11 protein-coding genes are annotated in these 13780 nt (G+C 59.9%); 3 read left to right on the top strand and 8 right to left on the bottom strand.

Annotated features, from left to right (window positions below):
• Window position 1 precedes the first annotated feature (1 nt).
• Entirely contained in the window at window positions 2-3205 is a 3204-nt protein-coding gene (locus GKKCFE_RS06575; RefSeq protein ID WP_445577628.1) for a deaminase domain-containing protein, read from the top strand.
• A 10-nt stretch (window positions 3206-3215) separates the two neighbouring features.
• Here GKKCFE_RS06575 and GKKCFE_RS06570 read toward each other — a convergent pair whose 3' ends face one another.
• From GKKCFE_RS06570 to GKKCFE_RS06550, 5 genes are all read right to left on the bottom strand, one after another.
• Window positions 3216-5033 (bottom strand): ABC transporter ATP-binding protein, encoded by a 1818-nt coding sequence (locus tag GKKCFE_RS06570; protein ID WP_445577627.1) that lies wholly within the window; start codon window positions 5031-5033, stop codon window positions 3216-3218.
• Window positions 5026-5628: a DsbA family protein gene (locus GKKCFE_RS06565; RefSeq protein WP_171061403.1), complete on the bottom strand. Its 603-nt coding sequence runs from the start codon at window positions 5626-5628 to the stop codon at window positions 5026-5028. Before GKKCFE_RS06565 ends, GKKCFE_RS06570 begins: the two co-directional genes overlap by 8 nt.
• A gap of 36 nt (window positions 5629-5664) precedes the next feature.
• Window positions 5665-6606, bottom strand: a complete 942-nt coding sequence (gene trhO / locus GKKCFE_RS06560; protein ID WP_445577626.1) for an oxygen-dependent tRNA uridine(34) hydroxylase TrhO — start codon at window positions 6604-6606, stop codon at window positions 5665-5667.
• A gap of 141 nt (window positions 6607-6747) precedes the next feature.
• Window positions 6748-7047, bottom strand: a complete 300-nt coding sequence (locus GKKCFE_RS06555) for a BolA family protein (RefSeq protein ID WP_047226295.1) — start codon at window positions 7045-7047, stop codon at window positions 6748-6750.
• A gap of 12 nt (window positions 7048-7059) precedes the next feature.
• Complete coding sequence (locus GKKCFE_RS06550) at window positions 7060-7578, bottom strand: DUF2059 domain-containing protein (RefSeq protein WP_047226294.1); 519 nt, start codon at window positions 7576-7578, stop codon at window positions 7060-7062.
• A gap of 190 nt (window positions 7579-7768) precedes the next feature.
• On the opposite strand from GKKCFE_RS06550, the gene GKKCFE_RS06545 reads away from it, so the two are divergent.
• Complete coding sequence (locus GKKCFE_RS06545; RefSeq protein ID WP_047226293.1) at window positions 7769-9163, top strand: class II fumarate hydratase; 1395 nt, start codon at window positions 7769-7771, stop codon at window positions 9161-9163.
• A gap of 150 nt (window positions 9164-9313) precedes the next feature.
• Here the strand turns inward: GKKCFE_RS06545 and GKKCFE_RS06540 are convergent, their stop codons facing one another.
• Window positions 9314-10276, bottom strand: coding sequence for a DMT family transporter (locus GKKCFE_RS06540; RefSeq protein WP_047226292.1), 963 nt, complete (start codon window positions 10274-10276; stop codon window positions 9314-9316).
• A 188-nt stretch (window positions 10277-10464) separates the two neighbouring features.
• Here GKKCFE_RS06540 and GKKCFE_RS06535 point away from each other — a divergent pair, with 188 nt between their 5' ends.
• Window positions 10465-10662 (top strand): DUF6316 family protein, encoded by a 198-nt coding sequence (locus tag GKKCFE_RS06535; protein WP_047226415.1) that lies wholly within the window; start codon window positions 10465-10467, stop codon window positions 10660-10662.
• A 184-nt stretch (window positions 10663-10846) separates the two neighbouring features.
• Here the strand turns inward: GKKCFE_RS06535 and GKKCFE_RS06530 are convergent, their stop codons facing one another.
• Both GKKCFE_RS06530 and pap read right to left on the bottom strand, forming a co-directional pair.
• Window positions 10847-12031 carry a thiolase family protein gene (locus GKKCFE_RS06530; RefSeq protein WP_445577625.1) on the bottom strand — a complete coding sequence of 395 codons (1185 nt, stop codon included), beginning with the start codon at window positions 12029-12031 and terminating at the stop codon, window positions 10847-10849.
• A gap of 106 nt (window positions 12032-12137) precedes the next feature.
• Window positions 12138-13658, bottom strand: coding sequence for a polyphosphate:AMP phosphotransferase (gene pap / locus GKKCFE_RS06525; protein ID WP_047226290.1), 1521 nt, complete (start codon window positions 13656-13658; stop codon window positions 12138-12140).
• Window positions 13659-13780 lie beyond the last annotated feature (122 nt).

Here is a 13780-nt window from a genome sequence, read left to right as displayed (position 1 = left end):
AATGGCGAAGCTCTTCGCAGACGGCCGGTTCGTGACGGATGGCAGGAAGCTGGTGAAGGAGGCCAGCACTTATGCCGCCCCCGTGACTCGGCTCAGCGGCCCCATCGCAAGACTCGCCCCCCAAACCTACACATTCACGGATGTGTATGCAGCCGGCCAACTCACTGAGCATAAATGGTTCGTCACCCGGCCCGATGGAAAAGTCATCACCGATGTCTGGTTCAAGATCGACCACGATACGACCCTACAGACTAACTTTGCCGCGCCCGGCTTTAGCGCTATTGCCCAGCAGGACAGGAAGCTCCCCGATATCGAGCAAACGTTCAAAACCCATTTCGACATCTACCTCAGCTTCATCAGAAGTTCCTATCGCACGTTGATCACCCACCTGCTCGCATCCCTACCCCTGGCTGATCGCCAAGCCCTGGAGTACGGCGTGACAAAGGTCTACACCCTCAGAAAAGAAACCACGGGCATTGAAGCAAACAATGAATCCGAAGATAAGACGCTGCCCCTGCGCGCGCGTAATGGCTTCATCCTGGAAACGACGAGCCAGCGCAAAACCTCGTACTACGAACTGCTCCCGCGGGCTGGGGTGATCCGCCCACGACCGGATATTCAGCCACACCATATTGGCGCAGAGCGCAAAATCGAAAAGTGGAGAATCAGCCGCGGCTCGGCAGTGAGTGTGGATGTTCTTCGCCATAAAACCCTTCCGTTCGATTGGGATGCCCACGTAAAAGGCACCCTCCCCGGCGCTCACAAAGAATGCCAAGCCATCCTGGACCCACTTGGCGGCACGTTCGGCGAATCGAACAATAGCGACGCCAACCACACTCTACCGCGGACATTGGAGTCGAAAGTCACCCTGGACCTGGCCGGGTACATTTGCGAGAAGCTGCTTTTCGTTGACGAAAAACAGCTCTACGACAGTTGTTATGGCGAAACCGAATTCGACCGTCAAAAGGCCAGGCGTGAAAAAAACCTGGAAATCCTCAAAATGTTTGTGCCCTTCTGGGGCAGTATCGAAGACTTGGCTTCGGGGGACCGTGATCGCCTGGTGAGTGGAGCCTTTGGCCTGTTCACAGATTTTGTTGCATTCGCCCGACCCATGGGCAAGTTTGCGTCAGGCTCGCTGAAGTTGGTCAGCGCCGCGGGCAAGTTGAGCATTGGCAAAGCACTGCCTGCCTTTGCAACGCTGACAGGTAGTTTGCTCAACGCCACCCTGAACCCGCTCGACGGCATTGCGTCCTTGCTACGGGCAGGCAGCCAGAGCGTGTACAGGTTCAGTAAAAAGGGCTATCTGAGTCTCAAGACGTTGTCCGGGCGCGCCGGCCAATACGATTTCGTCCAAGGCATGGCCCAAGCCACGGACCCGGGCCGCTGGCGTCCACTGACAATGAATGACCAGTTGAGCACTGTGCGCGGAGTTGACGATGTTCCTGTGCGCAACACCACAGCCACAGGCAGCGCCGATTACCGTTTGATTGACCCTTTATCGTCCAGGCCTTACGGCCCTGGGCTGGGTGCTGACGTGTCACCGGGCCGCTCCCACTTCAACACACGGGCGCAAACCGACACCGAGACCCTCGTTGAGTTACCGGAAAATGCCCGGGTACTAGAAGAACTTGAAGCCGATGGCAGCCGCCTCTTCTATGTCGATGGCGTGCCCTATCGTTTGAAGGCCGGAACCCTGCGTCGCATCAGCCACCCGGATGACAATCCACCCTTCAGGAAACTGGCGTGCCGTGTTCGTCGTGCGCCGGATGAGGTGTGCAAAACCAGGTATGTAGTGCAAGACAAACCTGCCGAGCGCCCACCCGCCGGAGAATTCAGCACTGAGTTAAGCTGGGCGCCCTGGTTTGGTGACGCAACGTTCTATCCCTCCACGCCCAAGCATCCCAACGATCGCGCCCTGCTCGCCTTCGAAGGGAAAATCTATGAGCTCAAGGACGGCAAGCTCAACACCTACAAAGGCAAACCGCAATGGATCGGTCTCTCCAGCAGAGTCCCCATCCCCAGAGAAACCATTACGGCGACCCTGGAATTTCAAACCGGTCTGTACGGTGGCATCAAAGTAACCGGTTCGGCAGAAAAAATTGACGATATCCATCAAACCGGCGCGCTCATCATTCCCTCGATCGATGAGCAGTTCACGTACATATTCACCCGCTTGAACATGGATGATTATTACATGACCAGATTGCTCTCCACTGAGAGTGTCGAGTCTGCTCTGAGCCTGAAAAGGCTTGGCCCAAGCGACCTGACGCCCGGCTCTTTGGGAGAAGAGCTGCAACGGGTTTATATCGGTTCGTTGAACGCCAACAACGCCGCGCGAATCTACGGCAGAGACCAGGTCGAACGGGCACTGGACAAGATCGATGAAATTTCGATACCCATTGGCGCACCGAGCCATCCACCCTCCAATATGAAGTGGCTGAAAGTCAGTACCTACCCCGCCGAGGCGGTGTTATTCGATCGTCGCACCAGGATGATTGTCTCTGATTTGCCTAACGGAGCAGCCGTGTGGCAACCCACCACACAAGCGCCCGAAGCCATACAAAAATCAACCGCAAGCATCTTCAACGCGCTTTTTACATCGCCGTCCATTGCCGGCCCGTCTCAATCCACCACCCGAGCGGTGACCATCAATGACGCCATGCGAGAACTGCAAAAAACCCTTCCGACCAAAAATCAAAAGAACATAGCTTTTGCCCACGTCATCACGGCATCCGGAAACAACGAAATATATGTCAGTGTTTCCGGAATCGAGGACTACACCCAGCACCTGCCGCTGTTCAAATCCCACAGTGGCTATACGCAAGTCAACGTCAAAGAGGCCACTTACTTCAATGTTGATGGCATCAGGAACGCGATTGACCCTGCCTCCCTCACTCTGAGCGCCGATGGAAAATTGCTCGCTATCCCTCATCTGATGGATGCTCCGGGCACCTCGGACAGGCTCAGTCGAGTGACTTCTGCGGACAGCGAAAGCAAACTGATTGCCTACATCAGCGAAAAGTATCCAAACCCTGAAGACATCAAGTCGATCACGCTTGCCACCACCCTGCCTCCTTGCGAATCCTGCGCGATTGTCATGAAGGAGTTCGGTCATGAGCGCGGAGCCGCTGCGTTGAACGTTATCTGGGGACAGCGCCGTAAGCGTCCGGCAACTGAAATGAGCTCTTCAACCGAATCCGATTGATCCCTGGCGATCAATGCTGCTGCAGATGCCCGTAGAGCTTGGCGTATAAACCACCGTCCGCAATCAGTTGCTGATGGTCGCCATCCTCGGCGATTTGTCCGCCGTCGAACACCAGCACGCGGTCGGCCTGCTTCACGGCCGACAACCGGTGCGCGATGATCAAGGTGGTCCGGTTGCTCAAGAACCGCGCCAGCGCCTGGTGCAGGTTGTACTCGGTGGCGGCGTCCAGCGCCGACGTCGCCTCGTCGAGGATCACCACCTTGGGCTCGGCCAGTACCATCCGGGCAATGGCCAGGCGCTGGCGCTGCCCGCCGGACAGACGCACGCCGGAACGGCCGACGATGCTGTCCAGACCGTTGGGCAAACTTATGATCGTCTGGTGCAGTTGGGCGATTTCCAGTGCCTGCCAGCAGGCCTCGTCCGTGCGCTCGCGGCCCATGGTCAGGTTGGCCCGTACCGTGTCGTTGAACAGCGCGGGATGCTGCAGGACCACGGCAACATTGTCGCGCACGGTTTCCAGGCCGATTTCCTGCTGAGTCGAACCGCCGAAACGGATAGTCCCGGCGAGCGGCGTGTACAGCCCCAACAGCAACTGGACCAAGGTACTTTTGCCACCCCCGCTGGCCCCGACAATCGCGACTTTCTCACCGGGGGCAATCGACAGGTTCATCTGGTTCAGCACCAGTTCGTCGCCGTAGCCGAAACTCAGCCCCTGAACTTCGATACCCACGGTGGCACGCCCCTGGAACGGGTTAACACTGCCGGTGTATTGCGGTTCGTCGGCACGGGCCAACAACTCGTTGATCCGCGACAATGCGCCCCCGGCGGCATAAAACGCGTACTGCAGATTAAGCAGTTGCTCCACCGGTCCGATCATGAACCACAGGTAGCTGAACACCGCCAGCATCTGGCCGATGGAGAGGTCGGAGAACAGTACGGTGAGCATCGCCGCTGCGCGGAAAATATCGATACCAAACTGAAACAGCAAACCGCTGGCGCGGTTCGAAGCATCGGTTTTCCACTGTGAACTCACTGCGTAATCACGGACCTCCCTGGCCCGTGTCCCCAATCGACCCAGGAAATAACCCTGGCGGTTACCGGCACGCACCTCCTGGATGGCATCCAGGGTTTCGGTCAGGGCCTGGGTGAAGCGCGAGGTGCTGTCATTCTCCAGCTTCTTGAGGTGCTTGACCCGTTTGCCCAACTGGACCGTGGCGTAGATCACCAACGGGTTGAACAACAGGATCAGCAGCGCCAGTTGCCAGTGCATCCACACCAGAATGCCGGCAGTGCCCACCAGTGTCAGCATCGCCACCAGGAAACGACTGAGGGTTTCGCCGACGAATTTGTCCAGGGTGTCCAGGTCGGTGACCAGGTGTGTGGTCACGGTACCGCTGCCCAGGCTTTCGTACTCGCCCAGGGAAATACGTTTGAGCCGTTCGATCAATCGGACGCGAATGCGATAGACGATGTCCTTCGCCAGCCTGGCGAACAATCGCGCCTGCAGCACGTTGAACAGCAAAGCGCCGCATCGCAGGACCAGTGTCACCACCAGCATCAGGCCAATATAACCGGCCGCGCTTTGCGAGCCGCTGGGCAACGCATGGTTCATGACCTTCAACGCCGCGTCGCCCTGGCCCAGCAGCACTTCGTCCACTAAAAGTGGCAGCAGCAGCGGGATCGGTACGCTGCACAGCGTCGCCAGCACGGCCACGCCGTTGGCGATCCACAGGGCTTTCTTGTGTTTAAGGGCCAGACGGCGGATTTCTGCCCAGCTCAAACGGTCGACGCGCTGCCCAGGGGATGCGTCATCCGCCCGGTCAGGCACAGGCCGCGCGCTCCAGCCAGCGGCCCAACAGTGGAGACAACTGGCTCAGGGGCTGGTAGCCGTTGGTAAGCAAAGCCAATTGACCGTCACGCTCGGCCAGCAGCGTAGGAAAACCCGCGATGCCAAGATCCTGCACCCAGGTGAAATCCGCGGCAGTGGCCGCATGTTGCTCGGCGCGGTCAAAGGCTGCGGCGAACTCGATGCGTGGCAGTCCAGCCTGTTCGGCCAGTTCCACCAGGACGCTGGCGTGGGTCACATCACGACCCTCGACATAAAACGCCTGCTGGATCAGCTTCAACAGCTTCCAGGCCAGATCCGGCGCCAGGCCACGGGCCGTCACCAGTGCCCGGCAGGCCGGCTCGGTGTCATAGACAAAACCGTCCGGCAGCGCCCCTTCAAGCTTGAACGTCTGGCCGGTGGCCTGGGTGACGGCCTGCCAATGCTCGAGGATGTAGCGTCGGGTGGTCGGCTCCAGGGCCGAACCGCTGCCAGTGCGCAAACCGCCCACCACCAGGTGCAGTTCTACCCCGGCGGCCTGCGCCTGCTCGACCAGTGCCTCGGCAACCGGCGCAAAACCCCAGCACCAGGAACACATCGGGTCCATCACATAGAGCAGGCGTGGCGCCATGGTTCAAGCCTCGGAAGGTGATTGCTTATAGTTGTAGCCGATCGGATGCGGCATGTTGCGGGCCTTGGCCAGTTCGATCTGCTTTTGCCGGTCGATGGCGCTGCGCCGGGTCTTCTCGCTCAGCTTGTCCCAGCAATGCGGGCAACTGATGCCTGGCACGTAGTGCTCCGAAGCACGGTCTTCTACGCTCACCGGTGTACGACAGGCATGACACTGATCGTAGTCGCCTTCGCTAAGGTCATGGCGAACGGTCACGCGGTTATCGAACACGAAGCAGTCGCCGCGCCATTTGGTTTCTTCCTGAGGCACCTCTTCAAGGTACTTCAGGATGCCACCCTTGAGGTGATAGACCTCGTCGAAACCCTGGCCGAGCATGTAGCTGGAAGCTTTTTCGCAGCGAATGCCACCGGTGCAGAACATCGCGACTTTCTTGTGCCTGGCCGGGTCGAAGTTGGCTTTGATGTACTCGGGGAACTCGCGAAAGCTGGTGGTCTTGGGGTCGATCGCGCCTTCAAAGGTGCCGATGGACACTTCGTAGTCGTTACGCGTGTCGATCAGCAAGACTTCCGGATCGCTGATCAGTGCGTTCCAGTCCTGCGGTTCGACATAAGTGCCAACCTGTTTGTTGGGGTCCACGCCTTCGACGCCGAGGGTGACGATTTCCTTCTTGAGCTTGACCTTGGTGCGATAGAACGGCTGCTCATCGCAGTACGACTCTTTGTGGTCGATGTCGATCATGCGCGGGTCGTTCTTGAGCCAGGCCAGCAATCCGTCGATGCCTTCGCGAGTGCCGGAAACGGTGCCGTTGATGCCTTCTTCGGCGATCAGCAGCGTGCCTTTGATGCCGTTGTCGAGCATGGCCTTGAGCAATGGCTCACGCAGCTCGACGTAATCTTCAAGGGTGACGAACTTATACAGTGCCGCCACGACAATGGATTGTGTCATGGGTATTTCTCCAGGTGGCTACCCTCGCAAAGGGTGAACCGGATACGAAAAAAAACGCGCCCTGTGAGGCGCGTTGCGGATTCTAACAAAAAACAGGGGGGTTGCAGGAGTGCAGTCACAACAGCAGTCATTCTCTGCAGATCAGTGCTTACTGCCACCGGCACAAGTCGGCGAAGCCGGGGCTGTATCGATCTGCGCCCATTCCTCGGGGGTATAGGTGTGCAGCGCCAACGCATGGAACTCACCCATCAGCTCGCCCAGCGTGCCGTAGACCTTCTGATGACGCTTGACGCGATTGAGCCCCTCGAACTGATGGCTGACCACCACGGCCTTGAAGTGGGTCTGTAACCCACGGCTGTGCATGTGGCTTTCATCCAGCACTTGCAGGTGCTCGGGCTGCAACAGCCCGAGCGTCGATTCGATGCGTTGTTGCATGCTCATACCGGGCTCCGCTTACGGCTTTTTCTTGGCAGGGGCGGCTTTGGGCTCAAGCTCGGCGGTCATGTCCGCCAGCAGCTTGTTGACCACCGGCACCGCGCTTTCCAGCTTGGCCTGGGTCAACTGGGCCGATTGCTGGGTCAGCTGGGGCATTTTTTCCAGGACTTTCTTACCCAGGGGCGAACGGTAGAAGGACACCAGTTCCTTGAGTTCCGGCTCGCTGAAGTTGGAGGTGTAAAGCTTGACCATGTCCGGCTTGAGCTTCTTCCAGCCGATGGCCTGATCCAGCGCGGCGTTGGCCTTGGCCTGGTAGGTTTCGAGGGTGGCTTTTTTCGACTCGGGAGCCTTGGTCTGTTCAAAGCGCTGGGCAAACATCTGCTGCACTTGCATGTACACCGGGGTACCCAGTTTGTCGGCGTGCGCCAGGGTCAGGAACTCTTCGGCACTTGCGTTGTGGCTGGCGGTATCGGCAAAAACAGGACTGCTGGCACACACCAGAGCAACTGCGGTACAGATGGCACGAAGACGGGTCATCGAGTTTCCTTTTCTACAGGCGAGGTAAAACCCCAAGGGCGATCATTCTGCGCCTAATAAACGTCGAGCCTCAACCCCATCGCTCTACGCGTCCGATTGACGGGCCGAAACGATCGAAAAATGATTGAGGGAACCCGTGTCGCCCTTCAGGGCCTAAACTGCGCATTCAGACCTACAGGAGTTTGACCCGATGAGCCGTATCGAAACCGACAGCCTTGGCCAGGTTGAAGTCCCGGATGAAGCCTACTGGGGCGCCCAGACGCAGCGCTCCATGATCAACTTTGCCATTGGCAACGAACGCATGCCGCTGTCGGTGCTGCACGCCCTGGCGCTGATCAAGAAAGCCGCCGCGCGAGTCAATGACCGCAATGGCGACTTGCCCGCCGACATCGCGCGCCTGATCGAACAGGCCGCCGACGAAGTCCTGGCCGGCCAGCATGACGACCAATTCCCGCTGGTGGTCTGGCAGACCGGCAGCGGAACCCAGAGCAACATGAACGTCAACGAAGTGATCGCCGGGCGCGCCAACGAGCTGGCGGGCAATCCCCGCGGCGGCAAGAGCCCGGTGCACCCGAACGATCACGTCAACCGCTCCCAGAGCTCCAACGACTGCTTCCCCACCGCCATGCACATCGCCGCCATCCAGGCGGTCCATCAGCAATTGCTGCCGGCGATCGCCGAGTTGTCCGGCGCACTGGCGGAACTGGCGGCGCGCCACATGAAACTGGTCAAGACCGGCCGCACCCACATGATGGATGCCACGCCGATCACCTTCGGCCAAGAGTTGTCAGCCTTCATCGCTCAACTCGATTACGCCGAACGGGCGATCCGTGCGGCGCTACCGGCGGTTTGCGAACTTGCCCAGGGCGGTACGGCAGTGGGCACCGGGCTCAATTCGCCCCACGGCTTCGGCGAGGCGATCGCCGCTGAACTGGCGGCGCTGTCCGGCCTGCCCTTCGTCACCGCGCCAAACAAGTTCGCGGCGTTGGCCGGCCATGAGCCCCTGACCACGTTGTCCGGCGCGCTGAAAACCCTGGCCGTGACCCTGATGAAGATTGCCAATGACCTGCGCCTACTGGGCTCCGGGCCACGGGCCGGGTTCGCCGAAGTGAAGTTGCCGGCCAATGAGCCGGGCAGCTCCATCATGCCCGGCAAGGTCAACCCGACCCAGTGCGAGGCCTTGTCGATGCTGGCCTGCCAGGTCATGGGCAACGACGTGACCATCGGTTTCGCCGCCAGCCAGGGTCATTTGCAATTGAACGTGTTCAAGCCGGTGATCATTCACAACCTGTTGCAGTCGATCCGTCTGCTGGCCGATGGCTGCAGCAATTTCCAGCAGCACTGCATCGCCGGGCTCGAACCGGATGCCGAGCAGATGGCGGCGCATCTGGAACGTGGCTTGATGCTGGTCACCGCCCTGAACACACACATCGGCTATGACAAATCCGCCGAAATCGCCAAGAAAGCCTACGGCGAAGGGCTGACCCTGCGCGAAGCGGCCTTGCAGTTGGGGTATCTGACCGACGAAGAGTTCGATGCCTGGGTGCGGCCGGAGAATATGCTGGAGGCCGGAAGCCAGGGCTGAGATGTGTGCTTCGTGCGTTCAACGCCCGCCCCTGTGGGAGCGAGCCTGCTCGCGATGAAGCCGGTCGGCTCGACATCATCATCGACGACCAGACCGTTATCGCGAGCAGGCTCGCTCCCACAAAAAAGCGGTTCTTCTTGCAGTCGCGGTCTATCGCCCGACAGCCAGTCGCTCACGCCGGGCCCTGAGCCCGGCAATCAGCGACGGCCCCAGGGCAACCAATGCCGATCCCAACACCACCAGCACCGCCCCGCCATACCCCAACAGATTGATCTGCTCGGCATGCACGTAGTCAGGCCACCACCAGGCTGCCAACGCCACCGCGGCGAAGGTCACCAGCGGCGTGATCGCCAGGGTCGCGCTGACCCGCGACGCCTCCCAGTGAGCCAGGGCCTCGGCAAAGGCGCCGTAGGCAATCAGGGTATTGAGGCAGCAAGCAAGCAGTAGCCAGCCTTGCAACGGGCTCAGTTGCAGCGCCTCCAGCGGATGTACCCAGGGCGTGAGCAGCAGCGCGCAGAACAGGTAGATCACCATCATCACCTGCAACGAATTCCACACCGTCAGCAGTTGCTTCTGGCCCAGGGCATAGAAGGTCCAGACCGTCGACGCCAGCAACACCATCAAGACCCCGGCGGTGTAGTCGCTCAGGGACGTCAGCAGCTCGCCGAGGCGCTGGTTGAAAAACAGCGTGAAGCCGATCAACAACACCAGCAGGCCGATGCCCTGTCCCACGCTGAAACGCTCCTTGAACACAAACAGGCTGGCCACCAGCAACATGATCGGCCCCATCTGCACCACCAGTTGCGCGGTGCCGGGGCTCAAGCGATTGAGGCCCATCAGGTACAGCACGTAGTTGCCGACCAGCCCCAACACCGCCATCGCCACCAGCCAGCCGCCCCGGGGGCCCAACACCTTGCGACTGGGCAAACGGCCAGTGGCCGTCAGGTAGATGAACAGCAAGCCACCGGACACCAGCAAGCGAAACCAGGTCACGGTGACCGGATCCATCACCTGCAGCACTTGCTTGAGCTTGATCGGCAGGATGCCCCACAGCAGGGCGGTCAGCAGGGCAAGGAACAGGCCGTAGACCCAGCGACCGGACGATATGTGCATGCAACCCTCGCAGCTCAAGACAAAGAGCTCCCATTCTAGGCGCGGATCGCTTCAGGACACAGGGACAGTTAGGCCGTGGACGTCCATGGGACTGTACGGGTCGTTGCCGTCGATCGCCTGGCCAGGCGCAAACCAAGGACTGCGCATAAGCTCAAATGACATTGCCCCCGCTGCCTTTGGAGACCGCCATGTTTGGCAAACGCGCCCAGGATCCCGCCCCTACGACGATTTTTCGCAGCGACCGGATCTGCCGGGTAAACGGCGAGTTTTATTTCAATACCCGAGAAGGCACGCAGGAAGGCCCGTTCGCCAGCCGCGAGGCGGCAGAACGGGAGATAAAAGCGTATATCGCGCGGATGCAGCAACTGACCCAGGTTGCCAGCTAGCGCAGCTGACGCAGCCCCCCTTGTGGCGAGGGGATTTATCCCCGCTGGGCTGCAAAGCAGCCCCAAAGCAAACCACTCTGTCAGCCTGATATACCTCGGTTGTAGATTATAGGGTTGCTGCGCAACCCAGCGGGGATAAATCCCCTCGCCACAAGTAATCATCTCGCTAACTGTCAGCGCCCGGTTATCTCACCGCCTCAAACAACCCCGTCGCCCCCATCCCGCCGCCCACGCACATGGTCACGATGCCGTAGCGCAGGCTGCGCCGTTGCAGTTCGCGCACCAGATGGCCGACCTGGCGCGAACCGGTCATGCCGAACGGATGGCCAATGGAAATCGAACCGCCGTTGACGTTGTACTTCTCGTTATCGATTTCCAGCCGGTTACGACTGTAGAGACACTGGGATGCGAAGGCTTCGTTGAGTTCCCACAAGTCGATGTCATCGATATGCAAGCCCTTGGCCTTGAGCAGTTTGGGCACCGAAAACACCGGACCGATGCCCATTTCGTCCGGCGCGCAACCGGCCACGGTAAAGCCACGGAAAAACGCCTTGGGCTTGAGCCCCAGGGCCAGGGCTTTTTCCAGGCTCATCACCAGGGTCATCGAAGCCCCGTCGGACAACTGTGATGAGTTGCCCGCTGTCACCGAGCCGTCTTCGGCGAACACCGGCTTCAAGCCCGCCAGACTTTCATAGGTGGTGTCGGGGCGGTTGCAATCGTCGCGATCAACCACGCCGTCGAGAATCTGCACCGCACCGGTGTTCTTGTCCTCGACCTTGTACTTGACCACCATCGGCACGATCTCGTCGTCGAACAGCCCGGCCGCCTGGGCCTGGGCAGTGCGCTGCTGGCTCTGTAAGGCGTAGCGGTCCTGTTCTTCACGGCTGACCTGATAACGGCGGGCGACGATCTCGGCGGTCTGGCCCATGGGGAAATAAATCCCCGGCACTTGCTCCTTGAGCAGCGGGTTGATCAGGTGATCGGTATTGACGCTTTTCATTGTCAGGCTGATGGATTCCACGCCACCGGCAACAATGATCTCGCTGCAACCGGAGGCGATCTGGTTGGCGGCGATGGCGATGGCTTGCAGGCCCGAGGAGCAGAAGCGGTTGAGGGTCATGCCGGCAGTGCCGATACCCAGTTGCGAAAGCACCGCCACGTTACGGCCGATGTTATAGCCCTGGGCGCCCTCGTTCGAACCGGCGCCGACGATGCAGTCCTCGACGCTGGCCGGATCGATCCCGTTGCGCGCCAACAATGCATCGACACAATGGGCCGCCATGTCGTCCGGACGGGTCATGTTGAACTTGCCGCGAAAAGACTTGGCCAGGCCGGTCCGCACGCTGTCGACGATCACCACTTCACGCATGGCTGTACCTCAATTGTTATTGTCGGTTAGGAGTCAATTGAGCATAAATCCACTGCATAACCGACCGCGACGATCATTCACCCCGCGTATGCGTTCCCATCGCCCACTATTTGCCCTTGCTCGCCTTGCGAGCCTGCTTTGCTGAGCGCTCGAAGGCCTCCTCCAGCGCTTCATTAAGCGTGCGCAACACCTTGACCCGCGCCCAGCGCTTGTCGTTGGCCTCCACCAGGGTCCAGGGAGAAATCTCGGTGCTGGTGCGGTCAACCATGTCGCACACCGCCGCCCGGTAGGCATCCCATTTGTCACGGTTGCGCCAGTCGTCCTCGGTGATCTTGAAACGTTTGAAAGGAATTTCCTCGCGTTCCTGGAAGCGCTCCAGTTGAGTCTCCTTGTCGATGGCCAGCCAGAACTTGACGACCACGACTCCGGCGTCGGCAATCTGCTCCTCGAAATCGTTGATCTCGCCGTAGGCCCGCAGCCAGTCGGCCTTGCTGCAAAAACCTTCGACCCGCTCCACCAGCACCCGGCCGTACCAGGAGCGATCGAACACGGTGAACTTGCCCCGCGCCGGGATATGCCGCCAGAACCGCCACATGTAGGGATGGGCGCGCTCTTCCTCGGTGGGTGCGGCAATCGGTACGATGCTGTACTGGCGCGGGTCGAGCGCTGCCGCGACCCGCCGGATCGCCCCACCCTTGCCCGCCGCATCGTTGCCTTCAAACACGGCCACCAGGGCATGGCGGCGCATGCGTTTATCGCGCAACAGGCCGGAAAAACGCGCCTGCTCGGCGATCAGTTGTTCTTCGTAATCGGCCTTGTCCAGACGCAGGGTCATGTCCAGGCTGTCCAGCAGCGTGACCTGGTCGTCCAGCGGCGGCAGTGGCGCCACATTGACCTTTTCCGCTTTGATCCTCGAGCGGTGCAAGGCCTGGCGCATCCCGTCAAGCAGGATCCGTCCGACCGTAAGGCTTCGATAATAACTGTCCATGCCTTCGATCACATGCCACGGGGCGTAGTCTCGACTGGTGCGACGCAGGACCCGCTCACCGTATTTGACGAACTTGTCGTAGGTCTGGGACTGCTGCCAGTCCAGCGGGCTGATGCGCCAGCTGTGCAGCGGGTCGTCCTTGAGCCCCTTGAGCCGGGCTTTCATCTGTTTCTTGGACAGGTGAAACCAGAACTTGAAGATCAGTGCGCCTTCATCGCAGAGCATTTTCTCCAACCGTTCAGCGCCATTGATGGCCTGGTCGAGCCGTGGATCCTTGATCTGGCCATGAACGCGCCCCTGCAGCATCTGGCTGTACCAGTTGCCAAAGAAAATCCCCATGCGTCCCTTGGCCGGCAGCATCCGCCAATATCGCCAGGCCGGTGGCCGCGCCAGCTCCTCGTCGGTCTGCTGATCGAAGGTACGCACTTCGATCAGCCGCGGGTCCATCCACTCATTGAGCAATTTCACCGTTTCGCCCTTGCCGGCGCCTTCGATGCCGTTGATCAGCACGATGACCGGAAAACGGCTCTGCTGGTGTAGCTCGTACTGGGCTTCGAGCAACGCTTCACGCAGTGCCGGCACTTCGGCGTCATAGGTGTCTTTATCGACGGCGTGACCGATTTCAGCAGATTCGAACATGGACAGCTCCTTCCAGGGAATGGGGCAAGACTAGCGGATTGGACGCGGGCCGGTGCAGCAGATTCCATCCAGACGAACGCTGTATTGCGATGGGTCAAGCAAGCCCATACCGATCGGCTAGA

This window comes from Pseudomonas sp. E141 (assembly GCF_052659885.1).
This window is presented reverse-complemented; position numbering and strand designations above follow the sequence as displayed.

Bases quoted from the DNA above. Each gene is read 5' to 3' on its own strand.
- GKKCFE_RS06575 (WP_445577628.1), top strand. From the start codon at position 2: ATGGCGAAGCTCTTCGCAGACGGCCGGTTCGTGACGGATGGCAGGAAG.
- GKKCFE_RS06565 (WP_171061403.1), bottom strand. From the start codon at position 5,628: ATGTGTTCCTGGTGCTGGGGTTTTGCGCCGGTTGCCGAGGCACTGGTC.
- trhO (WP_445577626.1), bottom strand. From the start codon at position 6,606: ATGACACAATCCATTGTCGTGGCGGCACTGTATAAGTTCGTCACCCTT.
- GKKCFE_RS06555 (WP_047226295.1), bottom strand. From the start codon at position 7,047: ATGAGCATGCAACAACGCATCGAATCGACGCTCGGGCTGTTGCAGCCC.
- GKKCFE_RS06550 (WP_047226294.1), bottom strand. From the start codon at position 7,578: ATGACCCGTCTTCGTGCCATCTGTACCGCAGTTGCTCTGGTGTGTGCC.
- GKKCFE_RS06545 (WP_047226293.1), top strand. From the start codon at position 7,769: ATGAGCCGTATCGAAACCGACAGCCTTGGCCAGGTTGAAGTCCCGGAT.
- GKKCFE_RS06540 (WP_047226292.1), bottom strand. From the start codon at position 10,276: ATGCACATATCGTCCGGTCGCTGGGTCTACGGCCTGTTCCTTGCCCTG.
- GKKCFE_RS06535 (WP_047226415.1), top strand. From the start codon at position 10,465: ATGTTTGGCAAACGCGCCCAGGATCCCGCCCCTACGACGATTTTTCGC.
- GKKCFE_RS06530 (WP_445577625.1), bottom strand. From the start codon at position 12,031: ATGCGTGAAGTGGTGATCGTCGACAGCGTGCGGACCGGCCTGGCCAAG.
- pap (WP_047226290.1), bottom strand. From the start codon at position 13,658: ATGTTCGAATCTGCTGAAATCGGTCACGCCGTCGATAAAGACACCTAT.